Source organism: Chelatococcus asaccharovorans (assembly GCF_003201475.1).
GTDB lineage: Bacteria > Pseudomonadota > Alphaproteobacteria > Rhizobiales > Beijerinckiaceae > Chelatococcus > Chelatococcus asaccharovorans.
This window is the reverse complement of record NZ_QJJK01000009.1, coordinates 251364-275125: the sequence shown is the minus strand read 5'-3', so window position 1 is coordinate 275125 and position 23762 is coordinate 251364. Positions and strand designations below refer to the sequence as shown.

General features: G+C 65.3%; 20 protein-coding genes. 9 read left to right on the top strand and 11 right to left on the bottom strand.

All coding sequences use genetic code 11. The features are described 5' to 3' along the window. Positions 1-146: 146 nt before the first annotated feature. Positions 147-1559 carry an FAD-binding oxidoreductase gene (locus C7450_RS22050; protein WP_110376603.1) on the bottom strand — a complete coding sequence of 471 codons (1413 nt, stop codon included), beginning with the start codon at positions 1557-1559 and terminating at the stop codon, positions 147-149. 209 nt (positions 1560-1768) lie between these two features. Beyond that, positions 1769-1999, bottom strand: coding sequence for a hypothetical protein (locus tag C7450_RS22045; RefSeq protein ID WP_146227449.1), 231 nt, complete (start codon positions 1997-1999; stop codon positions 1769-1771). A gap of 346 nt (positions 2000-2345) precedes the next feature. On the opposite strand from C7450_RS22045, the gene C7450_RS22040 reads away from it, so the two are divergent. The 7 genes from C7450_RS22040 to C7450_RS22005 all read left to right on the top strand — a co-directional run bounded on the left by C7450_RS22040 (position 2346) and on the right by C7450_RS22005 (position 9473). Continuing rightward, positions 2346-4769 carry an ATP-dependent helicase gene (locus tag C7450_RS22040; protein ID WP_110376601.1) on the top strand — a complete coding sequence of 808 codons (2424 nt, stop codon included), beginning with the start codon at positions 2346-2348 and terminating at the stop codon, positions 4767-4769. 430 nt (positions 4770-5199) lie between these two features. Continuing rightward, positions 5200-5658 (top strand): aminoglycoside 6'-N-acetyltransferase, encoded by a 459-nt coding sequence (gene aac(6') / locus C7450_RS22030; RefSeq protein ID WP_110376671.1) that lies wholly within the window; start codon positions 5200-5202, stop codon positions 5656-5658. A 398-nt stretch (positions 5659-6056) separates the two neighbouring features. Beyond that, entirely contained in the window at positions 6057-6239 is a 183-nt protein-coding gene (locus tag C7450_RS22025; protein WP_146227447.1) for a hypothetical protein, read from the top strand. A 115-nt stretch (positions 6240-6354) separates the two neighbouring features. After that, entirely contained in the window at positions 6355-7284 is a 930-nt protein-coding gene (locus tag C7450_RS22020; protein ID WP_110376598.1) for an AraC family transcriptional regulator, read from the top strand. Positions 7285-7327: 43 nt separating this feature from the next. Further along, complete coding sequence (locus C7450_RS22015) at positions 7328-8110, top strand: AzlC family ABC transporter permease (protein WP_245450048.1); 783 nt, start codon at positions 7328-7330, stop codon at positions 8108-8110. Between the two features lie 312 nt (positions 8111-8422). Next, entirely contained in the window at positions 8423-9163 is a 741-nt protein-coding gene (locus C7450_RS22010; protein WP_245450046.1) for an AzlC family ABC transporter permease, read from the top strand. 7 nt (positions 9164-9170) lie between these two features. Continuing rightward, positions 9171-9473 carry an AzlD family protein gene (locus C7450_RS22005; RefSeq protein ID WP_110376597.1) on the top strand — a complete coding sequence of 101 codons (303 nt, stop codon included), beginning with the start codon at positions 9171-9173 and terminating at the stop codon, positions 9471-9473. A gap of 27 nt (positions 9474-9500) precedes the next feature. Here the strand turns inward: C7450_RS22005 and C7450_RS22000 are convergent, their stop codons facing one another. Then, positions 9501-11327, bottom strand: coding sequence for an aminopeptidase P family protein (locus C7450_RS22000; protein WP_110376596.1), 1827 nt, complete (start codon positions 11325-11327; stop codon positions 9501-9503). A 280-nt stretch (positions 11328-11607) separates the two neighbouring features. Here C7450_RS22000 and C7450_RS21995 point away from each other — a divergent pair, with 280 nt between their 5' ends. Then, positions 11608-11802 (top strand): hypothetical protein, encoded by a 195-nt coding sequence (locus tag C7450_RS21995; protein ID WP_110376595.1) that lies wholly within the window; start codon positions 11608-11610, stop codon positions 11800-11802. 84 nt (positions 11803-11886) lie between these two features. Further along, positions 11887-12009, top strand: coding sequence for a hypothetical protein (locus tag C7450_RS34915; protein ID WP_281064281.1), 123 nt, complete (start codon positions 11887-11889; stop codon positions 12007-12009). Between the two features lie 75 nt (positions 12010-12084). Here C7450_RS34915 and C7450_RS21990 read toward each other — a convergent pair whose 3' ends face one another. The 8 genes from C7450_RS21990 to C7450_RS21955 all read right to left on the bottom strand — a co-directional run bounded on the left by C7450_RS21990 (position 12085) and on the right by C7450_RS21955 (position 23749). Then, positions 12085-13062, bottom strand: a complete 978-nt coding sequence (locus C7450_RS21990; RefSeq protein ID WP_110376594.1) for a 50S ribosomal protein L11 methyltransferase — start codon at positions 13060-13062, stop codon at positions 12085-12087. Between the two features lie 224 nt (positions 13063-13286). Continuing rightward, positions 13287-15410 carry an NAD-dependent DNA ligase LigA gene (ligA, locus tag C7450_RS21985; protein ID WP_110376593.1) on the bottom strand — a complete coding sequence of 708 codons (2124 nt, stop codon included), beginning with the start codon at positions 15408-15410 and terminating at the stop codon, positions 13287-13289. Between the two features lie 87 nt (positions 15411-15497). Next, positions 15498-17171 carry a DNA repair protein RecN gene (gene recN, locus C7450_RS21980; protein ID WP_110376592.1) on the bottom strand — a complete coding sequence of 558 codons (1674 nt, stop codon included), beginning with the start codon at positions 17169-17171 and terminating at the stop codon, positions 15498-15500. Positions 17172-17273: 102 nt separating this feature from the next. Beyond that, the gene (locus C7450_RS21975; RefSeq protein ID WP_110376591.1) at positions 17274-18167 is read right to left on the bottom strand and encodes an outer membrane protein assembly factor BamD; all 894 of its coding nucleotides are present in this window, start codon (positions 18165-18167) and stop codon (positions 17274-17276) included. A gap of 185 nt (positions 18168-18352) precedes the next feature. Continuing rightward, positions 18353-19333 carry a UDP-3-O-acyl-N-acetylglucosamine deacetylase gene (gene lpxC / locus C7450_RS21970; RefSeq protein ID WP_110376668.1) on the bottom strand — a complete coding sequence of 327 codons (981 nt, stop codon included), beginning with the start codon at positions 19331-19333 and terminating at the stop codon, positions 18353-18355. A 371-nt stretch (positions 19334-19704) separates the two neighbouring features. Further along, the gene (gene ftsZ, locus C7450_RS21965) at positions 19705-21420 is read right to left on the bottom strand and encodes a cell division protein FtsZ (protein ID WP_110376590.1); all 1716 of its coding nucleotides are present in this window, start codon (positions 21418-21420) and stop codon (positions 19705-19707) included. 107 nt (positions 21421-21527) lie between these two features. Next, positions 21528-22865, bottom strand: a complete 1338-nt coding sequence (gene ftsA / locus C7450_RS21960; RefSeq protein WP_110376589.1) for a cell division protein FtsA — start codon at positions 22863-22865, stop codon at positions 21528-21530. Beyond that, positions 22862-23749 carry a cell division protein FtsQ/DivIB gene (locus tag C7450_RS21955; protein ID WP_245450044.1) on the bottom strand — a complete coding sequence of 296 codons (888 nt, stop codon included), beginning with the start codon at positions 23747-23749 and terminating at the stop codon, positions 22862-22864. Before C7450_RS21955 ends, ftsA begins: the two co-directional genes overlap by 4 nt. Positions 23750-23762 lie beyond the last annotated feature (13 nt).

Below are 23762 nucleotides of genomic sequence, written 5' to 3'. Positions count from 1 at the left end.
GCCTCACGGCCCTGAAACGGGGACGTATTCCGGCCGCAAACCTAACTCTTCACACCCGGTGGCGACGCATCCCTGCGACGCTTCTACGATGACACGACCTCCAGCACCGTATCGTCCTCGATGGGCATTGCGAGGGCATCCGCGCATTAAACATCGACGATCTTGCCGGGATTCATGATGTTGAGCGGATCGATCGCCCGCTTGATCCGCGCCATCAGGTCGAGTGCGGGTGCGCCATGCTCAGCCTCCAGATAATGCATCTTCTTCTGGCCGACGCCATGTTCACCGGTGCAGGTGCCGCCCATCGCGAGCGCACGCATCACGAGGCGCTGCAGGAAGGCTTCGAGCACCTCGATCTCGGCCGGATCGTCCGTATTCACGAGGGGCTGGACATGGAAATTGCCGTCGCCGACATGACCGACGATGGGCGCGATCAATCCGGCCTCGGCAATGTCGGCGCGCGTCTCCTCGACACAATCGGCAAGGCGCGAGATCGGCACGCAGACATCGGTCGGCACCGGACGGGTGCCGGGGCGCAGCGCAAGCGTCGCCCAATAGGCGTCATGACGCGCCTGCCACAGACGCGACCTGTCCTCCGCCTTGGTCTCCCAGATGAAGGGGCCGCCGCCCAGATCCCTGGCGATCTCGTCGAAGCGCTCCGCTTGCTCACGCACGCTCGCATCGGTGCCGTGGAACTCGACCAGCAGCAGCGGGCTCTCAGGCAGCCCAAGCTTTGAATGCAGGTTCACCGCCCGGACCATGGTCTGGTCCAGAAGCTCGATGCGCGCGACGGGAATACCCGTCTGGATGGTCAGGATCGTGGCGTCGCAGGCGGCATGGACCGTTGGGAACGGGCAGATGCCGGCGGATACCGCTTCCGGGATCCCATGCAGCTTCAGCGTGATGGAGGTGATGACGCCGAGCGTGCCTTCAGAGCCGACGAAGAGCCGCGTCAGATCATAGCCGGCGGAGGACTTCTTGGCGCGGCTTGCGGTCTTGACGACCTCGCCCTCCGGCGTCACGACGGTGAGCGACAGCACATTGTCCTTCATCGTGCCGTAGCGGACGGCATTGGTGCCGGACGCGCGCGTCGCAGCCATCCCGCCGATGGAGGCATCGGCGCCGGGATCGATGGGGAAGAACAGGCCCTGGTCACGCAGAAAGTCGTTGAGTTCCTTGCGCGTCACGCCGGGCTCGACGGTGCAGCTCAAATCCTCCGCATGCACCGCGACGACACGCTTCATCAGGCTGGTATCGATCGAGATGCCACCCAGCGGCGCGTTCACATGCCCCTCGAAGGACGTGCCGGTGCCGAACGGGATGACCGGCACGCGATGGGCGGCGCACAGCTTGACGACAGCGACCACCTCCTCCTCCGTCTCGGGGAAGACGACGGCATCCGGCGGCTGGCTCGGAACCCAGGTCAGCGTGTTGCTATGCTGCTCGCGGACGGCGTGGCTGGTGACGAGCCGCGCGCCGAAATCAGCGGCCAGCGCGTTGATGACGGCGGCGACGGCTTCCGGTGAAGGACGGATGCCGGTTGGCGCGGCTTGCAACATCTCGATCAGCCCCTTGTTCTTGCGTTATGCGCAGCACGCAAGGCGCTGCGGCAGCCAGGTCCGCGGCTCTTGTAGCGGCGCGCGCGGCCCGTGTCGACGGTTGGCCCGTGTCGAAAGGAAAACACGGGCGCCGCGCAAACAGGCGCTCACAGAACCTCTTTGCACACCGGCCTGCCCTGCGGCGCGCGCGGCGAATGACGCCGCCTGACCTACCGCCTGAAGTTCTGCACCGGCGGCGGCGGTGGCACGTAAGGCGGAGGCGTGAGCTGCTGGCGCATCTGCTGGCCGCGGATCTGGTTCAGCTGTTGCTGCTGAAGCTGTTGCTGGCTGTTGTCCTGCAACTGGCGCTCGATGGCGCGATTCTGCTGCTCATAGTTGCGCTGGAGCTGGCTATCGGCCTGGGCAAAAGCGGCCTGGGCACCGGCCAAAATCAGCAACACGCCCGCAATCCCGGAGAAAGTCTTCCTGGGAATGCTCTTCCCCGCGCTCCCTGCGCCTGTCGCTGGCGGCGCAAGACTGTCTTGCTTCAAGGAACCCATGGATCGATCCCAACCCATGGCTCGACCCCAACCCATTGATCGATCCCAAGAAACACTCGCACGCATTGCGGTACACATCGCACCGACCCTCCCATCGAACGCTCCCGGTACTTATATCAGGGCGTATCATCAATATGGGGATCAAAGCCGTCAGGCACCACGGTTTTGGTGTGGGCAGCGCCGCAATCGCGCCACCCGTGCCCTGTGAAAGCTCGACGCCGTTCGCGTTTTGGTCCAAGGTCGGCACATGAATCAAGGTTTGAACCACCCTCCCCCGAAGCGCGAGAGCGATGCCGAGGCGTCACGGATCGCGCCGCGCAGCGGGAGCCTCAGCGAGCGCGCGCGTGCGGCCGCAGCGCCCGCGGCCTATCTCGCCGGCCTCAACCACGAGCAGCGCCTGGCCGTCGAGACCACGGAGGGGCCGGTGCTCGTGCTTGCCGGCGCCGGCACGGGCAAGACCCGGGTGCTCACAACACGGATCGCCCATCTCATCGCCACCGGCCGGGCACGGCCTTCGGACATTCTCGCCGTCACCTTCACCAACAAGGCGGCGCGCGAAATGAAGGCGCGCGTCGGCATGCTCGCCGGCCCCGCCGCCGAGGGCATGCCCTGGCTCGGCACGTTCCACGCCATCTCGACGAAGATCCTGCGCCGTCATGCCGAACTCGTCGGTCTGCGGAGCGATTTCACCATCCTCGACGTGGATGATCAGATCCGCCTCCTGAAGCAGGTGCTTCAGGCTGCCAATCTCGACGAGAAGCGCTGGCCGGCTCGCCAGCTCGCGAGCCATATCGACGGCTGGAAGAACCGGGCGCTCGGGCCGGACCAGGTGCCGCATGGCGAAGCCGCCGCCTTTGCCAACGGCCGCGGCGCGGAGCTCTACCGCCACTACCAGGAACGCCTGAAGATCCTGAACGCGGCTGATTTCGGCGATCTCCTCACCGAAACCATCCGGCTGTTCCGCGAGCACCCGGATGTCCTCGCTCAGTATCAGCAGCGCTTCCGCTACATGCTGGTGGACGAGTATCAGGATACCAACGTCGCCCAGTACCTCTGGCTCCGTCTGCTCGCCCAGGGGCGCGAGCCCGGCCACCGCAACCTCGCCTGTGTGGGTGATGACGACCAGTCGATCTACGGCTGGCGCGGCGCGGAAGTCGATAACATCCTGCGCTTCGAGCACGATTTTCCCGGCGCCGTGGTGGTGCGGCTGGAGCGCAATTATCGCTCGCACGCCCATATCCTGGCCACGGCCTCCCATCTCATCGCGCATAATGAAGGCCGGCTCGGCAAGACGCTGCGCACCGACGACGAGCCGGGCGAGAAGGTGACGATCACCGGCGCCTGGGATTCGGAGGAGGAGGCGCGCCTCGTCGGCGAGGAGATCGAGGCGCTCCAGGCCAAGGGGCACAATCTTTCAGAGATCGCCATCCTCGTGCGCATCTCCGCCCAGATGCGCGAGCTGGAAGATCGTTTCGTGCAGCTCGGCCTGCCGTACCGCGTCATCGGCGGCCCGCGCTTCTACGAGCGCATGGAGATCCGCGACGCGCTCGCCTATTTCCGCTGCGTGGCCCAGCCCGCCGACGATCTCGCCTTCGAGCGCATCCTGAATACGCCGAAGCGCGGCCTTGGCGATGCGACCGTGCAGGTTCTGCATGCGCATGCGCGGGCAGCCCGCATCCCGCTGATGGAGGCGGCGCGCTTCATCGTCGAGACGGAGGAGCTGAAGCCGAAGCCACGCGGCGCCTTGCGCGAATTGCTCTCGGCCTTCTCGCGATGGAGTTCGCTGATCGACACGACGCCGCAGACCGAGCTTGCCGAGATGATCCTTGAGGAATCCGGCTACACCGAGATGTGGCAGAAGGACCGCTCGGCGGAGGCTGCCGGGCGCCTGGAGAACCTCAAGGAGTTGGTCCGCAGCCTCGAGGAATTCCCTGATCTCCGGGCCTTCCTCGAGCATGTCTCGCTGGTCATGGACGCGGTCGAGAACGACACGGAAGACCGCGTCAGCCTGATGACGCTGCATGCGGCCAAGGGCCTGGAGTTCGACACGGTCTTCCTGCCCGGCTGGGAGGAAGGGCTCTTTCCCAACCAGCGCGCCCTCGACGAAAGCGGTCGCGCGGGGCTCGAGGAGGAGCGCCGCCTCGCCCATGTCGGCATCACGCGCGCCCGGCGCCGCGCCAAAATCTTCTTCGCCTCCAACCGCCGCATCCACGGCCTGTGGAACGCGACGATCCCAAGCCGCTTCATCGACGAATTGCCCGAGGACCACGTCGAGGTCACCGAGGCCCCCGCCGCCTTCTCCTATGGCGGCTATGGCAAGAGCCGTTTCGATGAGGTGGACTCCTTCTCCTCATCCTATGCCACACCAGGCTGGCAGCGTGCCCAGAACAGGGGAGGTTTTAGCGGCGGCGGCAGCCGCGGCGGTTTCGCACAGGGACGCGGCGGCTACGGCGGCGCATCCGGTTCAGGGCGCGGCGGCCTGCTGATCGAGGGGGAACTTGTCGCCAAGTCGTCGGGCCCCGCTTCCGAATTCGCACCCGCGGATCGGGTGTTCCACATCAAGTTCGGGCCGGGCTCGGTGGCCGCGGTCGACGGCAACAAGCTGACGGTCGATTTCGACAAGGCCGGCCGCAAGATGGTGCTCGACAGCTTCGTCCAGCGGCAGGGCTAGAGCATTTTCGAGCGAAGTGGACACCGGTTCGCGTGAAGAAAATGCGCTAAAACAAAGACATAGAGCATTTTCGCGATTCGGAGAAACGCGAAAATGCTCTAGCAGGGGTTATTCCCCACCCCCTACCCCTCCCCCTTGCGGGGAGGGGCGCGGAAACGTCGCGGGCATCTCCCAAGTGCGCCATCTCCCAAGTCCGCCATCTCTCAAGTGCGCCATCTCTCAAGACCGCCATCTCCCGACCCACGCAGAGTGGCTGGAAAATGGACAACGCCGCCAGCCGATCCCCCTCCCCCTTGCGGGGAGGGGTAAGGGGTGGGGGGTGAAGACCTTCCACGAAGCGCCGTGATCGCCGCCGTGCCAACACGATTGCCCTCCGCGCGGAGGATGCTAGGACTAAGGAGAACCATCCTGCATGTCGTTCGAGCCCAGCATGGTACAGGTCACGCACGCCCGGCAGGATGATGAAGCCGGCTGGCTCGCGTTGCGGGCGGCGCTCTGGCCGGACTGCCCCACCGCCGACCATCGCAGCGAGATCGCGGCCGTACTGGCAGAGCCGCAGCGGCTGTTGGCGCTCATGGCCCTATCGGATGCCGGTGAGATCACCGGCTTTGCCGAGGCGAGCCTGCGGCATGACTATGTCAACGGCTGCGAGACGTCACCCGTCGTCTTTCTCGAGGGCATCTTCGTGACGCCTGCCTTTCGCCGCCAGGGTGTGGCCCGTGCCCTCGTGGCCGCCGTCGCCGCCTGGGGCCGTAAGCTTGGCTGTCGCGAATTCGCCTCCGATGCACGCGCCGACAACGACGCGAGCCATGCCATGCATGCCGCACTCGGCTTTGCCGAAACGGAACGGGTTGTCTTCTTCCGAAAGCGCCTCGACGAGACGCCTTAGCCACGAACATCCGCCCCCCGTTTTCTCACGGCGAATTGACTCCAGGCTGCGACGCGGCAATGCGCAAATGTTCGACGGTTGGCTCCGGCCGCAGGTTGAAACGACTGAACGTTCAAAGCAATCTCTATAGACAATACAGCCGATACCGGGCCGCAGAAGCGCTATCTTGGCAATAAATCCAAATAAAATTTATTCCTATAATGATCAATATAAGATCACACTTGCGACATATTGACGGTTCGCAGATGGTTGTTTGATGTTTCGCCAGTAGATACCGGAACAAAGACCCGACCCAGCTATTACCTATTGCGCCGGCGACGGATGGCGGTGCGACCGGGAGATCTGGTCGACGTCTCGCCGGCACATTCGGTCACGCATACGGTCATAAGGAGATGATCATGCCGAACCAAGGTGGACACGACACGGGCAAGCAGGACCAGAAGGGCATGCACAAGGATATGCATCCGTCCCAGGGTCATACATCGGGCAGCGGCAAGAGCGCGTCCGGCTCTCACGGCCAGCAGAGCCCGCAGTCCGCTCCCGGGGCCGGCAAGGACAAAGACCAATCCCACCGGAAATAAGCCGGCGGCGTCGGATTGACGTTTGACCAGCACGAAGGCGGTCGGTTCGGGCGCAGCCTGAGCCGGCCATAACTTTTTTTCAAGACAGCGGATTTGGCTGCGCTAGAATTCGCGCATGGAAGGAAACACGAACGCCAGCCGCAAGGCGGCCACCAACGAAGCCATGGGCATTTTCACCCTGGCGGAGGGCGAGCGCACGCGTTTCTTCGCCTGCCCGAATTTCGCGGAACTCGATTGCCTGACAGCGACATTCCGCACCTATCGCTATGTCCCGCACACGCACGACACCTTTGTCATCGGCTCGGTTATCGCCGGCTGCGAGACTTGGACCGTTCGCGGCGTGCGCGGTTATGCCGGGCCCGGCGACTTCGTCTTCGTCAACCCCGGCGAGGTGCATGACGGCGCGCCCCATGGCGGCGGATATTGCTACCGCATGAGTTACCCGTCCGTGGACCTCATGCGGGAGATCGCGGCTGAACTCAGTGAGAAGAACGCGACGGACATCCCATATTTTCCGGACACCGTGGTGCATGATCCCGCCGGCGTCTCGCTCTTCGTTGCCGCCCACGCGGCGATGGATGCCCAGGGCGACACCCAGGCCGGCGACACCCAGGCCGGCGACATCCAGGCCGGCGACATCCAGGCCGGCGAGGAGCTCCTCTACCGCGCCTATGCCCACTGCCTGACCCATCATGCCCGGCTCACCCCGCGCGCGGCGACCGGCCGTGAGGCGGACCGTGTGGCGCGTCTCGGCCGTCTGATCGCGGAATGCTACGCGGACGACCTGTCCCTGAGCCGGTTGGCGGCGGAGGCAGGTCTGCCGCGCCATCGCCTCATCCGCGCCTTCCGCCGGGAGACCGGTCTGACACCCCATGCCTTCCTCGTCGACCGGCGGGTGATCGCCGCGCAAGGGGAACTGCGGCGCGGGGCAACGTCGGCCGAAGCGGCCGCCGCGACGGGCTTCTGCGACCAGGCGCATCTCACCCGTGCGTTCAAGGCCCGCATCGGTATCACGCCCGGCGCCTATCGCGCCGCGGTATCTTGACACCGCTGCCCTGACATCCCGTTGCATGCTTTCGAGGTGGGACATGCATGATCGTGCACAGCCGATGCCTTCGCGGAGCAAGGCCCGGGCCCGCGAATGGCGTGCCGGTATCGCCGCGATCGCGCCCGTCGCCATCGCCGCCATCCCGATCGGACTTCTGCTCGGTGCTCTCTGCAGTGCCAAGGGGCTTACGATCGCCGAGGCGGGACTGATGTCCGTGCTCGTCTTCGCGGGAGGGTCCCAGTTCGCCGCCGTCGAATTGTGGACGACGCCGGTCCCCGTTGCCGCGATTGTCTTCTCGACCTTGCTGATCAACGCGCGACACGTGCTGATGAGCGCGTCGCTTACCCCCAAGACGGGGCTGTTCTCGCCCTTGCAGCGCTATCTCGGCTTCCACTTCCTGACGGACGAGACCTGGGCGCTCGCGGAACGGCGCGCCGCTACCGCCCCCCTGACGCCCGCCTATTGGTTTGCCATGGCGACGGTGCTGCCCACGGCATGGGTTGGCTCGACCCTCGCCGGAGCCGCGGCTGGTTCCCTTCTCGGCAACCCCAGGAGCATCGGCGCCGATTTCGCCTTCACCGCCCTCTTCATCGGACTGATTGCCGGATTCTGGAAGGGGCGTAGCACCGCCGCCACGATCGCGGCGAGCGGCGGGACAGCCGCCCTCACCTATCTCACGCTCGGCCCGCCCTGGCATGTCGCCGCGGGCGCCCTGGCCGGCATCGCCGCGGCCTATGTCACGGCGCCAGGCCCCCTGGACAGCGACGTGCCCGCCGCGGAAGCGGCACCGGCATCGCAAGCCCCGGTGCACGACATGGAATAGCCAGAAATCACCCGGTTATTTTGGCAAAATGGTGCGTCAATCCCCAACAACGGCCCACCGATACTGGCACCTTGCGCCCGATGACATCGATTGAGCCTCCATGTGCAGAAAAAACAATACATTTTAGATCGTGATAACGAAGCATTTTATTATCTTCACCGCACCCATATGACTGACAGATCCGGTAAATATTTAAAAATTGAAGAGAAAACCGATGCGTTATTGTTCTTCTCACTTCAGTCACGCTGCATATGCGATGCCTATCCGCGGTCGGCCATCCGCGCGCCCCAAAGTCATCGCGCGATGACCGGGGTGAAGGAGATACCTCTGGAGGAGGAGGGCGTCGTCCCCGCAACCGCGCAGGCCGAATGGCTGGACGGGCTGATCGCCATCGCCCCGGTGGCCGCCATCGTCATGCCCGTCGGCGTCCTGTTCGGCGCCGTCTCGACGGCCAAAGGACTGACCGTCCTCGAGGCCAGCCTGATGTCCATGCTGGTTTTTGCTGGCGGCGCCCAGATCGCCGCGGTGGACCTGTGGGTTGCACCGGTCCCTATCGCGGCGATCGTGCTCTCCACTTTCCTGATCAACGCCCGCCATATCCTTATGGGGGTTTCGCTCGCACCAAAGACCCAGGCCTTCACGTCACGGCAACGGATCGCGGCGTTCTTCTTCCTGACAGACGAGGCCTGGGCGCTGTCCGAACGGCGGGCTCTGCACAGACCGCTCACGCCCGCCTTCTGGTTTCCGCTGGCGCTCATGGTGCCCGCTCCGTGGATCGCCGGCACCTTGATCGGCACACAGCTCGGCAACTGCCTGGGGGATCCCGGCGCGATCGGCGCCGATTTCGCCTTCACCGCCCTGTTGATCTGGTTGATTGCCAGCTTCACCACGAGCCGCCTGGCCCTCGCCGCCGTCGTGGCGAGCTCCATGACGGCAGCCCTCGCCCATTGCGCCGTCGGCGCTCCCTGGCATGTGGTCGCCGGCGCGATCGCCGGGATTGCTGCCGCCTATGCGAGCGCCGGTTGCGAAGGCACGCCACGGACATGTCCATGAGTTCACGATGAGCATCGACAGTTCCGCCCTGATCGCCATTCTCGCCATGGCCGCGGTGACCTATCTCACGCGCATCGCGGGCATTGCGCTCGCCGGCAGGCTCGCCCTCTCCGGGCGCGCCAAAGCGGCTTTCGATGCCATTCCACCGGCGGTTCTCGTCGCCGTGATTGCGCCGAGCGCGCTGGCGACCGGCTGGCCCGAGACCGCCGCAGCAGGCATTGCCGCCTTGTCAGCGACACGCCTGCCCCTGCTCGTCACCGTTGCGATCGGCGTTCTCGCCGTCGTCGGCCTCAGGGCATTGGCGGCATAGGAGCCGAGGTCGCGATGCCTCGCGGCCTCAGGACAGGAGAGGACGGGTCGTCTCCTGCAACCACAGGAGCGTCTCCGCGTCGACGAGCGGCCCGATATGGGCGAGTACATCGGCGTGGTAGGCGTCGAGCCAGGCGATTTCATCCTCGGTCATCAAGGACGGATCGATCAACGCCCGATCGATCGGCGTGAAGCTCAAGGTCTCGAAGCCAAGCATCGGCCGCTCGCCCCCCGCGACCTCGCGCGGCTCCACGAGGATCAGATTCTCGATGCGGATGCCGTAGGCCCCCTCCTTGTAGTAACCCGGCTCATTGGACAGGATCATGCCCGGTTCGAGCGGCACGGTTCCGAGCTTCGACAGACGCTGCGGCCCTTCATGCACCGAAAGATAGGAGCCGACGCCATGGCCGGTGCCGTGGTCGAAATCGGTTCCCGCCTGCCAGAGCGAGAGGCGCGCCAGCGCATCGAGCTGCGCGCCGGAGGTGCCCTTCGGGAAGATCGCCGTCGCGATGGCGATATGCCCCTTGAGCACGCGCGTGAAACGGTCGCGCATCTCGTCTGTCACCTCGCCCACGCTGACGGTGCGGGTGATGTCGGTGGTGCCGTCGCGATATTGCCCGCCGGAATCGACGAGAAAGATCCCCGGCTCGATCGTCCGGTCCGAAGCGCGCGTGACGCGATAATGCGGCATGGCTGCATGCGGGCCAGCACCGGCGATGGTCGGGAACGACACATCCATGAGCGCATTGGTCTGCCGGCGAAACGACTCCAGCGCCTCGACTGCGGCGATCTCCGTGAGTTTGCCGCCGGGCGCCTCCCGCGCAAACCAGGCGAGAAACCGCGCCATGGCAACGCCGTCGCGCCGGTGCGCGCTGCGGCTGCCCTGCTGCTCGACCACATTCTTCACGGCCTTGAGACGCGTGATGGGATCGGCGCCGATATCCGCCTTGCCCCCGCCCTGCTCGATCGCCTGTTTCAACGCCATGGCACCTGTCGCCGCGTCGAGACGCACCGGGGCACCCTTGGCCGCGACGGCCGCAAGCGCCGCCGCAAAGGATGACGGCGCGGCGACAGCGGCGACACCGGCGAGATGCGCGGACACCGCGTCATCGATGCGCGTGGAATCGACGAACAAGGTCGGCTGCCCCTCCGTGGGCAGCAGGGCATAGGCGAGCACGAGCGGCGTATGGGTGACGTCGCTGCCGCGGATATTGAGGAGCCAGGCGAGATTATGCGGATCGCTGATGACCAACGCCCCCACCCGCGCCTTGGCGAGCGCGTCCTGCACCTTGGCGATCTTGGCGCTCGCCGCTTCACCGGCAAATTCCAGGGGCTGCGCAACAACCGGCGAGGACGGGGGCGCGGGACGCTCCGCCCAAACCGCGTCGATCGGATTAGAGGTGAGCGCCACGAGCTCCCCGCCCGCCGCCCCGACCGCGGCGGCCAGGCGCTCAGTCTGCTGCACCGTATGGAGCCAAGGGTCGTAGCCGAGCTTGCCGCCGGGCTTCAGATGCGCCTCGATCCACGCCTCGACGCTCGTCTCGGCGAGCGCAACGGGTGTGAAGGCGTCGAGGTCGATTTCATCTCGCACCTGCAGCGTATAGCGCCCGTCCACCAGGACGGCAGCAGCGTCGGCGAGCACGACGGCATAGCCCGCCGATCCCGAGAAGCTGGTCAGCCATGCAAGACGATCATCGCTCGGGGGGACATATTCCCCTTGATGCTGATCCGCGCGGGGCACCACGAAGCCATCGATCCCCCGTCGCGCAAGCTCGTCACGCAGCGCCTTGAGACGCGGACCGCCCGTCGCTGCCGACGTGGGCTTGTCGAAGCTCTGATAAACACAAGACGCCATTGAGATCCCACCACATTCATCCGCGAGCCGATGCATTCAACACTAATAGCCGGTTAACGGCGCCACAACGCGTCAGCGCGGTTTTTACCCGCTTTGACACCGAAACATGCAGGCAACGGGCATTTCGTGAGCACAGTGCCGCAATCACTGCACGAGACATGCGCTCATCGCATGGCTCGTTTAGGTCACATGCACTGACCCATCTTCTTCGCACATGCAACATGCCCTATATTGCAATGCATGACGAGACGGCGGTGGCCGTCGCAACGCGGAGGCGTCGATGGCAGAAGTAGCAGTATCCGGCTATGCCGTGGCGGCGAACAAGCCGCAGAAGGCAGTCAGCTTTATCGAGCGGATGTGGGCGCGGATTGAAGCGGCGCAGATGGCCAAGGCCCAGCGCTATTTCGAGCAGCACTACCCTGCCCTGGCACGCGAGTTGGTGGCGATGCACAAGGCGGACAAATCCGCGAACTAATTGGCGAAGCCCTGGGGGCCTCGCTCGATCCGTCATCGCCGCTTCCGCGATGTCGGGGTCCGGTTGGGAAGCACAGAAAGGAACATGAAGATGATCCTGGTGACCCTCTTCAACAGCGTAGCCCGCTTTATCGCCGCAACCCGTGACATCGTTCTCGAAGCCCTCGCGCTGCGTGACGAGATGGCGAAGCGCTACCCGCATATCTAACCATCAGTCCGATCTGCCCGGAGCGACAACCGCCTTCCGGACAGCCGAGATGGTTGCGTTCACAAGCCCGCCCGGTCACATCCAGGGGCGGGCTTTTGCGTGTGACTGCCTCACCTTGCGGGACGCCGCGCCGGCGCGGCTGAGCCGCAGCGTCGCCCAGCCGTCGCGCTGGCTCTTCTGGGCAAGGCGCAAGCCCTGGGCCGCATAGGCCGAGAGCACGCCCGGAACATCGCCGGGCAGCAACCCCGACAGGACGAGCATACCATTGGGCGCGAGCACGGCCGCGATGGAAGGCGCCAGACGCTTGAGCGGCCGCGCCAGAATATTGGCAAACACGAGGTCGAAGCGTCGGGGCCGCGCGGCCAGGGCGTGACGAACCCCGGGCGCGACATAAAGATGGAGATGGCCCGCCGCTGCGTTGAGCTGCGCGTTGCGGCGCGCCACCTCGACCGCGATCGGATCGATGTCGCCGGCGACAACCCGCGCCTTGAGCGCCTTGGCCGCCGCGATCCCCAGGATGCCGGTGCCGGTGCCGACATCCAGCACATGGCGCGGCCGGCGCTGCTTCAGCACGTCCTTCAGCGCCATCAGGCAACCGAGTGTCGTGCCGTGGTGGCCGGTGCCGAAGGCCAGGGCCGCCTCGATCTCGAGCGCGATGTCGTTGGTTTTCACCACATCGCGGTCATGCCCGCCATGCACCAGGAACCGGCCGGCCCGTACCGGTTTCAGCCCGTCGAGGCTGGCCTTGACCCAGTCTTTGGCGGCGACCGCGTCGAACACCGCCGTATCAGCCTTCTCCCCGACAATGAGGCGCAGAAGGTCGCGGATGGCCGTCTCGTCCGGCTCCCGCGAAAAATAGGCCTCGAGCAGCCAGGGCTGCGGCGCAGCATTACCCTCCTTCGGATCGGCCGGCTCGATCTCAAAAGCGGCGACCGCCGTCTCCGCCGGGTCGAACACCTCCCCGAGCAGGTCCGTCAGGCGCCGCGCAGAACCTTCGTCGGTTTCGATGCGCAGGACATGGGTGGGTTTGTGGGGAGGCAGGCCTTCGAGCATGGGAACCAATCACAATCAACGACAGCCATAAGAACTTTGCCGATGCAATGACCACAGCGGCGCGGCAATGTCACGCCCGGAAGGTGAATTGGCCGGACGCAAATGCCCGTGTCCTCCCCGGCGTCGCATAGCGACGGGAAGGGGATCCACGAGCGATGGTGGTTGATTTCTGGATCCCCTTCCCGGGCTGCAGAGCAGCCCGCCGGGGATGACACCCCTTATTCTCACAACCGCCCGACGCGCCGGAGCCAGGTCTCCTCGTCGATCACTTCGACATCGAATTCCTTGGCTTTCGCGAGCTTGGAGCCCGCCCCCGGCCCGGCAACCACGAGATCCGTTTTCTTGGAGACCGACCCCGCCACCTTGGCGCCGAGCCCTTCCGCCATGGCCTTGGCCTCATCCCGCGACATGCGCTCCAGCGCGCCGGTGAAGACAACCGTCTTTCCCGCCACGGGACTGTCCGTCTGCACCGCCTCCATGGGTTCCGGCGTGACCTCGGCCAGGATGGCGTCGAGCGTCGCCTGATTGTGCTCTTCCGCGAAGAACTGAACGATCGCTTCGGCCACGACAATGCCTATTCCGTCGATGGCCGTGAGTTCGACCCAGGCGTCGCTCGTCGGGTCGGAAGCCCGCGTCGCCGTATCCCGCAGCGCGTCGAAGGTGCCGAAATGCCGGGCGAGCAGCCGCGCGGTCGTCTCGCCCACGTGGCGGATGCCGAGCGCGAAGATGAAGCGGTTGACCGGCACATGCCGGCGCGCCTCGATCGATGCGAAGAGATTGCGCACGCTCGTCTCGCCAAAACCCTCGCGGTCTTTCAGCTTCTGCAGGCTCTCCCTGTCGCGGGCCTCCAGCGCGAAGATATCCTGCGGCGCCTGAATCAGGCCTTCGCGATAGAACAGCTCGATCTGCTTGTCGCCGAGCCCGTCGATATCGAAGGCATCGCGCGAGACGAAATGCTTGAGGCGCTCCATCGCCTGGGCTGGACAGGTCAGGCCGCCGGTGCAGCGCCGCACGACATCCTCACGCCCGGTTCGCGGATTGATCTCCCGCTCCGCATGGCTCCCGCAGACCGGGCATGTCTTCGGGAAAACGTAAGGAACCGCGCCCGCCGGCCGCTTGTCGGCCACCACCGACACGACCTGCGGAATGACGTCGCCGGCCCGCTGCACGACCACCGTGTCGCCCACCCGGACATCCTTGCGGGCGATCTCGTCCTCGTTGTGCAGCGTCGCATTCGAGACCACCACCCCACCCACGGTGATGGGCTTCAGCTTCGCGACGGGCGTGAGGGCCCCCGTGCGTCCCACCTGGATCTCGATGGCGAGGAGTTCGGTCATGGCCTGTTCGGCCGGAAACTTATGCGCCAGTGCCCAGCGCGGCGCCCGCGACACGAAACCGAGGCGCTGCTGCAGCGCCAGGCTGTCCACCTTGTAGACGACGCCGTCGATGTCATAGCCGAGATCGGCGCGTTCGGCCTCGATGGCATGATAATGGGCGATCAGATCCTCGACCGTCTCGCACCGCTTCATCCAGGGATTGATCTGGAAGCCCCAGCGCCCGAAAGCCTCGATCACGCCCATCTGGGTGTCGGCCGGCAAGGCCGTCCGCTCGCCCCAGGCATAGGCGAAGAAGGCGAGCGGACGGGACCGGGTGATCGAAGCATCGAGCTGGCGCAATGACCCCGCCGCGGCGTTGCGCGGGTTGGCGAAGACAGGCTTGCCGGCCGCCTCCTGTCGCGCGTTCAGCGCGGCAAAGTCGACATGGCGCATATAGACCTCGCCGCGCACCTCGATGACATCGGGCACGTCAGCGCCGGTGAGGGTCTCCGGGATATCGTCGACCGTGCGCGCATTGGCGGTGACGTCCTCGCCCACCTCGCCGTCGCCACGCGTCGCGGCACTGACGAGTGTCCCGCCCTCATAGCACAGGTTGAGCGAGAGGCCGTCGATCTTGGGCTCGGCCGTGAGCGCAATCTCCGCGTCGGCATCGAGATCGAGGAAACGGCGGATGCGGCCGACGAAATCACGCACATCGTCATCGGCAAAGCCGTTGGCGAGCGACAGCATCGGCACGCGATGGCGGATCTTCGCGAATTTCTCGGACGGCGCCGCCCCGACCTTGTCCGACAGGCTGTCGGCCGCCTTCAGGTCGGGGAAGCGGGCCTCGATCTCGTCGTATCGCCGCCGCAGCGCATCGTAATCCGCGTCGGAGATGGTTGGGGCATCCTGCTGATGATAGCGGATGTCATGGCCGGCGATCTCCTCCTGCAGGCTCGCATATTCGCGCTTCGCCTCCCGCGGCGTGAGCACCGCGACAGCGACAGTACGGAGAGGATTATCCTGTGACATGACGCGGCTCTTCCCTGTCGCCCGGATCGCGTAGCGCCCAAGCTCGACGATGACGGCGAGAATCCTGAAGCCAGCCTTATAAGGCCATCACCCCGCCGCTTCCAGCAGCCGCGCGGCGGCGGCGCGCGCCTCCTCGGTGATGGTGGCGCCGGCCAGCATGCGGGCGATTTCCTCGCGCCGCGTATCCGCCGCGAGCGGCAACACTCGTGTCGCCACGCGCGCAGCCTCCCCGGCCACCGCCTCCTTGGCGATAAGGAAATGGCTGCCGGCGCGCGCCGCCACCTGCGGCGCATGGGTGACGGCGATCACCTGGACCTGGCCGGCCATCCGCCCGAGCCGCGCACCGATGGCATCCGCGACCGCGCCGCCGACGCCGGTATCGATCTCGTCGAAAACGAGCGTCGGCGCCGAGCCACGATCGGCGAGCACCACCTTCAAGGCCAGCATGAAACGCGACAGCTCACCGCCGGACGCGACTTTCATCAAGGGCCCCGGCCGCGTGCCGGGATTGGTCTCGACCCAGAACTCGACGCGGTCGAAGCCGTCCGCCAGCCGCGCCGTCTCGTCGACGTCGACCCGCGTAATAAAGCGCGCCCGTTCGAGCTTCAGCGGCGGCAACTCGGCATTGACGGCTGCATCAAGCTTCGCCGCCACCTTCTGGCGCGCCTTGCTGAGAGCGCCGGCCTTCCTGACATAGAGCGCCTCCGCGGCGGCGACGGCTCCCTCGAGAGCCGCAAGTTCCGCCTCCCCGGCGTCGATGCTGGCCACATCGGCCGTATAGCGCTCGCAGAGCGCGGCGAGGTCGTCTGCCGGCACGTCGTATTTGCGCGACGCGGCCCGCAGCGCAAACAGCCGCTCCTCCACCATCTCCAGGTCGCGCGGATCGAATTCGGCATCGCGCAAGGCGGTCTCGATCACCGCGCGCGCATCGTCGAGGGCAACCAGCGCCGCGTCGAGGGCCTTCACACAGGGTTCGACCAGTTGCGGCGCCTGGGTCGCGCGCCGTTCGAGGCGCCGCACCGCGGCCGACAGCACCGGAACCGGCGAGGCCGGCCCGCCGACGGCATCGAAGGCCTCGGCAAGATCTTTCGCGACCTTCTCCGCCTGCATCATGGTCTGGCGGCGTTCGGCCAGCCGCTCTTCCTCGCCCGCCTCCGGCGCCAGCCGCGAGAGCTCCTCCACCGCATGCCTGAGGAAGTCGACTTCCTTGCGCGCGGCCTCCATCCGGTCGGTGTGGCGTTTCAGGGCACCGCGCGTTTCGGCGAGCCTGGCCTGCGCCTCGCGCAGGGCCGTTGCATCGGCACCGAGCCCGCCAAAGGCATCCAGCAGGGAACGATGCTGCGCAGGATCGACCAGCGCGCGGTCGTCGTGCTGGCCGTGGATCTCGACCAGCTCGCTGCCGATTCCCTTCAGCACCTGCACGCTGACCGGCTGGTCATTGACGAAGGCGCGCGTCCGGCCATCGGCATATTGCACCCGACGCAGAATGAGATCGCCGTCTGATTCGATATCGTAGCCGGCCAGCGACCGGCGGACGGGGTGATCGCTGGCGAGGTCGAAGACCGCCGTGACCTGCCCCTGGGATTGGCCGTGCCGCGTCAGCGAGCCATCGCCACGCCCGCCAAGAGCCAACGCAAAGGCATCAAGCAGGATCGATTTGCCGGCGCCGGTTTCGCCCGTCAAAACACTGAGACCGCCATCGAACGTCAGATCGAGGCGGTCTATGAGGACGATGTCGCGAATGGTGAGCTGGATCAGCATAAGCCAGTCTCAACGCAACAAGGGGGGAGAATGCAACCGAAATGATGCACTTGCGCCATGCAGGCGCGCGCCAATCGCGGCGGCGCCAGCATGGAAACCGAATCAGCCCAGGCGGCCACCGCTGAAGATCTTGCTGATCCACGAGCCGGTGTCTTCACGCGGCTGGATCCCGTCCTTGGCAAGAAGCGCATAGGCATCTTTATACCACTGGCTGTCCGGGAAGTTGTGGCCGAGCACGGCCGCCGCGGTCTGCGCCTCCGCAACGATACCGAGAGCCATATAGGCTTCCACGAGACGCTCCAGCGCTTCCTCGACATGGCGGGTCGTCTGATACTTGCTCACGACGATGCGGAAGCGGTTGATCGCCGCGGTGTAGTTGCGCTTTTTCAGGTAGTAGCGGCCAACTTCCATCTCCTTGCCGGCGAGCTGGTCGCGCAGCACCTGGATCTTGAACTTGGCGTCGGGCACATATTCGGACTTCGGATACCGATCGACCAGCTCCTGCAGGGCGACAAGCGCCTTCTCGGCCCGCTCCTGGTCACGCGATACATCCGGCACTTCCTTGTAGTAGGACATGGCCATCAGATATTGCGCATAGGCCGCATCCTGGCTCGCCGGATGCAGGGCGAGATAGCGCCTTGCCGAACTGATCGCATCATCATACGCCCCGCCCTCATAATTGGCGTAGGTGTTCATGATGAGCGCCTTCTGCGACCACTGCGAATAGGGATACTGCTTGTCGAGCGCATCGAACTTCTTCGCAGCATCGCTATAGTTGCGCTTGTCGATATGGGCCAAACCCTCGTTATAGATCTGATCAGCCGGAACTTCCGGAATAATCTCGGGCTTGTACTTTTCGGTCTTGTCGAACGGATTGAGCGACGAAAGCGAATCGCAGCCCGCCAGCGGAAAGCTGGCGAGGACGAGCACCGTTCCCCTCAGGAGAGCGGTACGGCGACCAGACCGCCCGATCCTCGACAGATATGAGAAATACATCCCTGGAAGGTCCTCCAAGTCGGTGCATCCAATGGCGCAATCAGTCACGCCCCCGGCTGTTTACCCTAACGACGGGCATACGCCAAGCGACGCGACGGTTCACCAGGATAGTGACGCTGTGGAAATTTCAGGGGGAAAATGACCTTTCCAAGGCAAAAAAGCCATATTGCTTCATTGCCCCCGGATCAATTCACCTCAGGCGCAAAAGCCGCGACGGCCATGCCAGCCGGCATTTCGGCATGACCACCATCGCGTCGCGCCTTGATCGTTTCGCCCTTGGTCCGCTCCACCTTCGGCCCGTCGACAAGCGCGTAATTCGCGCGATCGCTGAACAGCTCCCGCAGGATACCGAAATTCATGCGATGGCCACCGCAATAGGCGCGGTATGCCCCCAGAATGGGGTAACCTGCGAGCGCGAGATCGCCCACCGCATCAAGCAGCTTGTGGCGCACGAATTCGTCGGGGAAGCGCAGACCCTCGGCATTGACGACACCATCGTCGCCAACCGCCACGGTGTTCTCCAGCGACGAGCCAAGGGCGAAGCCGGCCTTCCAGTAACGCTCGACGTCGCGCATGAAACCGAATGTACGGGCGCTGGCGATCTCGCGGCGGAAGACATGTTCGTCGAGATCGACGATCTTGCGCTGGCGGCCGATGACGGCATCGTCGAAATTGATCTCGACGTCGAGTTGGAAACCGTGGTCGTAAGGCCGCAGCTCGGCAAAGGCACGCCCCTGGTCGATGCGGACCGGACGCAACACCTTGACAAAACGACGCTGGGCCTTCTGGGACACGATGCCAGCCTGGAGTATGGCCTCCACGAAGCGCGCCGCACTTCCGTCCAGGATCGGGACCTCGGCGCCATCGATCTCGACAAGCACGTTGTCGACGCCCAAACCGTAAAGGGCGGACATCAGATGCTCGATGGTCGCAACCACACCACCGGACTCGTCGCCGACAACCGTGCAGAGCTCTGTCGCGGAAACATAGCGATGGCTAGCCTCGATCAGGCGATCCGCACGACCCTCGAGGCCGGTGCGCAGAAACACGATACCATGCCCGATATCGGCGGGGTGAAGCGCCAGACTGACCGGCTTGCCGGAATGAACGCCGATGCCATCGAGCGTTACTACGGCTGCAAGGGTCGTCTGTTTGCTTGATGGCATCATTCGTGTCCGGTTGCGTCCTCGCGGCGCGAGGGTTCGTTTCATAAGCAACTAATGACATGCCGATCGCTGGGAAACCGATAGAAAATCACCCGCCAATCCACAATGTCCGGCGCACCATACGCGTCGCCTCATAAGAGGCCAAATCACGCTTCCTTACGTTCTGTAACAACGCAGCGGCGCAAGGCCGCGTCGAATTCAATCTATTAATCAATAGTTTACGAATTGCAAACAGGGCGGCTCGATCCGCCCTGAAACACGAGACGCCGCGGACCCGTCAACAGCTTTGACAGGCCGCGGCGCCACGCGTTTACGAATCATTCCTTGCGTCGCGCGTGATCGCGATCAACTCAACTTGGAAACCGAATCGATCAATTGGCCTGCCGGCGCAGGAAAGCCGGAATCTCCAGCTGATCATCTTCCGTCGGACGCGCCTGCTGAGGGGCGCGGCCGTGTTGATCGAGATTACCCTGCGCCGGACGATAGCCCTGCGGAGCCTGAGGCTGGTTCGGGCGCTTGCCGTATTCGGCATGGGTCGCCGAGGGCTGCACCGGGGCCTGCTGGTAGCCAGCCGGCGGCGCCTGGCGCTGCTGACGAGGCTCCGGCTGCGGCTGGGGCTCTTCCTTGCGGCCAAGGCCAACGGACGCAAGACGCTGCAGCAGCGTCATGCGCTTCGTGTCGGCCGCAGCCGCGCGGTTGTCGACCTCGCCGCGCGTGGCCCGGATCTGGTTCTGCGCCGGCAGCGGCAGTTCATCCACGCGCGGCATGCGGGCCGGGCGGATGGTCGCGCGCTCCGCCTGGGGCGGAATGAAATGCTGCGGATGCGGTGCAGCCTCCGCCGGGGCCGGGGTCATAGCGGGCTGGGAGGCCATGCTCGGGCGCGGCTGGGCCGGCTCGATCGTGACGTCGCGATGCACCACCGCGGCAGGCGCCTGCTGGACCATATCAGCCGACGCCGGGGGCACGAAAGCGGGCTCGGGCAGGCTGGCGTTCGGGGCGACCGACTGGGGCGCCGCCGGGATCGCAGGCGCGACGCGCTGCCGCGCTTCCGTGCGGAGGCGCTCGGCCACTTCAGCGATGCGCTGCTCGGTGAGCGAGGGATCCTGCGCACCTTCGAGCAGGGCATGGTCGATCCCCGTGGCGACCACGGACACGCGGATCACCCCGTCGAGGCTCGAATCGAAGGTCGCGCCGAGGATGATGTTGGCCTCGTGGTCCACCTCCTCGCGGATGCGGGTCGCGGCTTCGTCGACTTCGTAGAGGGTGAGGTCGTTGCCGCCGGTGATCGAGATGAGGAGGCCGCGCGCGCCCTTCATCGAGACGTCATCGAGCAGCGGATTGGCGATCGCCGCCTCGGCGGCGGTGATGGCGCGGCGCTCGCCGGAGGCTTCGCCCGTGCCCATCATCGCCTTGCCCATGCCGCGCATGATGGCGCGCACGTCGGCGAAGTCGAGGTTGATGAGACCTTCCTTGACCATGAGGTCGGTGATGCAGGCAACGCCCGAATAGAGCACCTGGTCGGCCATCGCGAAGGCGTCGGCGAAGGTGGTGCGCTCGTTGGCGACGCGGAAGAGGTTCTGATTCGGGATGACGATCAGCGTGTCGACGGCCTGCTGCAGCTCGACGATGCCGGCCTCCGCCACTTTCATGCGGCGCATGCCCTCGAACTGGAACGGCTTGGTCACGACACCGACGGTGAGTATGCCCATGTCGCGGGCCGCACGCGCAATCACGGGGGCAGCACCCGTGCCGGTGCCACCACCCATGCCGGCGGTGATGAACACCATATGCGCGCCGGACAGCTGATCGCGGATCTCGTCGATCACTTCCTCGGCGGCAGCCCGGCCGATCTCCGGCTGTGAGCCGGCGCCGAGCCCCTGCGTCACTTCCAGGCCCATCTGGATGATGCGTTCGCAATGCGAACTCGACAAGGCCTGGGCGTCGGTGTTCGCAACACAGAACTCGACTCCCATCAATCCGGAATCGATCATGTTGTTGACCGCGTTGCCACCCGCGCCGCCGACGCCGAGCACCGTGATATGCGGCTTGAGTTCCCGGATGTCCGGGGCTTGCAGATTGATCGCCATGTCGTGGCCTCTTCTTGTACTTAACGGCGCTCGGCTGCGCGCCTCTCCGTGCCTATCCCGGACCTCGTAGCGGCCGCCGCGCCGCCATCGGTCAAAGCTCTTGGCGGTCAAAAACTATCTTTGATCCACCGCCCCATACGCGCCAAATACCCATCCGTGCCTGTGCCGAGATAGACCCCCCCGGTGTTCGGCTCGAAATGCTCCACATGGGCCACCTGCGGATAAACCAGAAGGCCAATCCCAACCGAGAAGGCAGGCCCCTTTGCCGCCTCCGGCAACCCCTTCACACCGAGCGGCCGGCCGATACGCACCTGGGCCGCTCCCTTGTCACCACCGAGAATGCGACGCGCCATTTCCGGCACGCCGGTCAGCTGACTTGCACCGCCTGTGAGAACAACGCGACGGCCTGCACCCGCCGCGAAGCCCGCACGCCTCAATCGATCACGCACCAGTTCAAGTATTTCCTCGACGCGTGGCTTGATGATTCGCACTAGACTAGACTTTGGCATATGATTGGCAACATCGCGCTCTTCTTCGTCTACCTGCGGAACGGAAATAATTTCCCGCTCATCCGAAGGTGACGATATCGCCGAGCCGTAGAGTGTCTTCAGACGCTCGGCGACAGCCACGCGGGTGGAGAGCCCGCGGGCGATATCCATGGTCACATGGTGCCCGCCGACCGCGAGCGCATCCACATGCACCAGATGCCCGCCGGCGAAGACGCCGACCGAGGTCGTGCCCCCGCCCATGTCGATGAGGGTGGCGCCGATCTCGGCCTCGTCGTCGACGAGCGCCGAAAGGCCGGCCGCATAAGGCGTGGAGATAATCGCCTCGACATCGAGATGGCAGCGCTCGACGGCGAGCATGAGGTTGCGCGCAGCCGCGCTGTCGGCCGTCACGACATGCATGTCGACGCCGAGGTTCTGGCCGATCATGCCGGCGGGATCGAGGATCCCGGTCTGTCCGTCGAGCGAGAAGCCGGTCGGCAGGGCGTGCAGCACGGCCCGCCCGGGACGGACGCTATAGGCGCTCGCCGCATCGAGCACACGGTGGATGTCGCCGTTGGAGACCGAGCCGGAGCGCACGCCGACATTCGCGGCATAGCTCTGCGAGCCGGTGCGCCCGCCCGTGAGGTTGACGAGAACTGAGCGCACCTCGACCTTGGCCATGCGTTCGGCCGCATCCACCGCCTGGCGGATGGAGCGTTCGGCGGCTTCCAGGTCGACGATGATGCCGCCCTTCAGGCCGAGAGAGCGCTGGTGACCGATGCCGAGAACCCGGGCGAGATGGGTGCGGCCGCGCAGCGCCTCGCCTTCCGAGACGGGATTGAGCTGCGCAATGAGGCAGACCACCTTGCTCGTGCCCACGTCGAGGACAGAGAGGATCGCACTTTTGCGCGCCGACAGCGGCTTCAGCCGAGGTGTGAGACCGTTGCTGAAGCTCATATCTCCGGCCCCTTCTGCTTGTTGGGTTTCTTGTTGAGCCGGTCGGCCCGGATCTGCGCTGCCTCTTCGCTCAGGCGCAGGACGAGACGGTCGCCCATGCGCATGTCGACGGACAGAATGTCCTTGTCCAGGATGTGCTGGTCGCGCTCCAGGGCGGCGAGCCGCGCGATGGCGGCGCCCGCGCCCTCCTCGGGCAGGCGGATATCCACGCCATTGTCGAGCTTGAGGTCCCAGCGGCGCCCGGCGACGAGGATGCCGGCGCGGATGCGCTGCTTCAGCGGCCCGGCTTCCTCGCGCAGCTTCAGATAGTCTTTCGACTGCACATTGGCCTGGTCGCCGACAACGAGCGGCAGCCGCACGAAACGCGCATCGTTCAGCATGTCGATGACGGTGCCGTCCGTGGCGATCACGAAGAGCTCGCCGTTCTGCTGCCAGATGGCGTGCGGCTTGCGCTCGGTGATGCTGATCGACAACTCGTTCGGATAGAGCTTGCGGACCGATGCCTCCTTGATGAGGGGCACGAGTTCGAGCCGCTGGCGCACCTCGGCCGCATCGAGCAGCGCGAGCGAGATCTTCGGCGAGATGCCGGCTGCGCCGAGCACTTCCGTGGGGGAGAGCTCGACCAGGCCGGAGATGTTGATCTGGTTGATGCCGAAGCCCAGAGCCCGCGCGATGGCATGCCGCGGTTCACCATAGGCCTGGCGAAAGTCCTCGACATGGCCGCCGAGCACGATGCCATAGATGCTGACGGCCGCCAGGAAGCCAAGCGTCAGCGCGCTGCCCGTTCCACGGGGCAGACGCTGTTCGAACGAGGTCGCGGCGGCAGCCCCCGCGCGCGACCTGCGACGTCTACCTGTCATCACACCTAAGATGGACGCGGACACGTTGCTACTCCCG

Bases quoted from the DNA above. Each gene is read 5' to 3' on its own strand.
- C7450_RS22050 (WP_110376603.1), bottom strand. From the start codon at position 1,559: ATGTTGCAAGCCGCGCCAACCGGCATCCGTCCTTCACCGGAAGCCGTC.
- C7450_RS22040 (WP_110376601.1), top strand. From the start codon at position 2,346: ATGAATCAAGGTTTGAACCACCCTCCCCCGAAGCGCGAGAGCGATGCC.
- C7450_RS22025 (WP_146227447.1), top strand. From the start codon at position 6,057: ATGCCGAACCAAGGTGGACACGACACGGGCAAGCAGGACCAGAAGGGC.
- C7450_RS22020 (WP_110376598.1), top strand. From the start codon at position 6,355: ATGGAAGGAAACACGAACGCCAGCCGCAAGGCGGCCACCAACGAAGCC.
- C7450_RS22015 (WP_245450048.1), top strand. From the start codon at position 7,328: ATGCATGATCGTGCACAGCCGATGCCTTCGCGGAGCAAGGCCCGGGCC.
- C7450_RS22005 (WP_110376597.1), top strand. From the start codon at position 9,171: ATGAGCATCGACAGTTCCGCCCTGATCGCCATTCTCGCCATGGCCGCG.
- C7450_RS22000 (WP_110376596.1), bottom strand. From the start codon at position 11,327: ATGGCGTCTTGTGTTTATCAGAGCTTCGACAAGCCCACGTCGGCAGCG.
- C7450_RS21995 (WP_110376595.1), top strand. From the start codon at position 11,608: ATGGCAGAAGTAGCAGTATCCGGCTATGCCGTGGCGGCGAACAAGCCG.
- C7450_RS34915 (WP_281064281.1), top strand. From the start codon at position 11,887: ATGAAGATGATCCTGGTGACCCTCTTCAACAGCGTAGCCCGCTTTATC.
- C7450_RS21990 (WP_110376594.1), bottom strand. From the start codon at position 13,062: ATGCTCGAAGGCCTGCCTCCCCACAAACCCACCCATGTCCTGCGCATC.
- ligA (WP_110376593.1), bottom strand. From the start codon at position 15,410: ATGTCACAGGATAATCCTCTCCGTACTGTCGCTGTCGCGGTGCTCACG.
- recN (WP_110376592.1), bottom strand. From the start codon at position 17,171: ATGCTGATCCAGCTCACCATTCGCGACATCGTCCTCATAGACCGCCTC.
- C7450_RS21975 (WP_110376591.1), bottom strand. From the start codon at position 18,167: ATGTATTTCTCATATCTGTCGAGGATCGGGCGGTCTGGTCGCCGTACC.
- lpxC (WP_110376668.1), bottom strand. From the start codon at position 19,333: ATGCCATCAAGCAAACAGACGACCCTTGCAGCCGTAGTAACGCTCGAT.
- ftsZ (WP_110376590.1), bottom strand. From the start codon at position 21,420: ATGGCGATCAATCTGCAAGCCCCGGACATCCGGGAACTCAAGCCGCAT.
- ftsA (WP_110376589.1), bottom strand. From the start codon at position 22,865: ATGAGCTTCAGCAACGGTCTCACACCTCGGCTGAAGCCGCTGTCGGCG.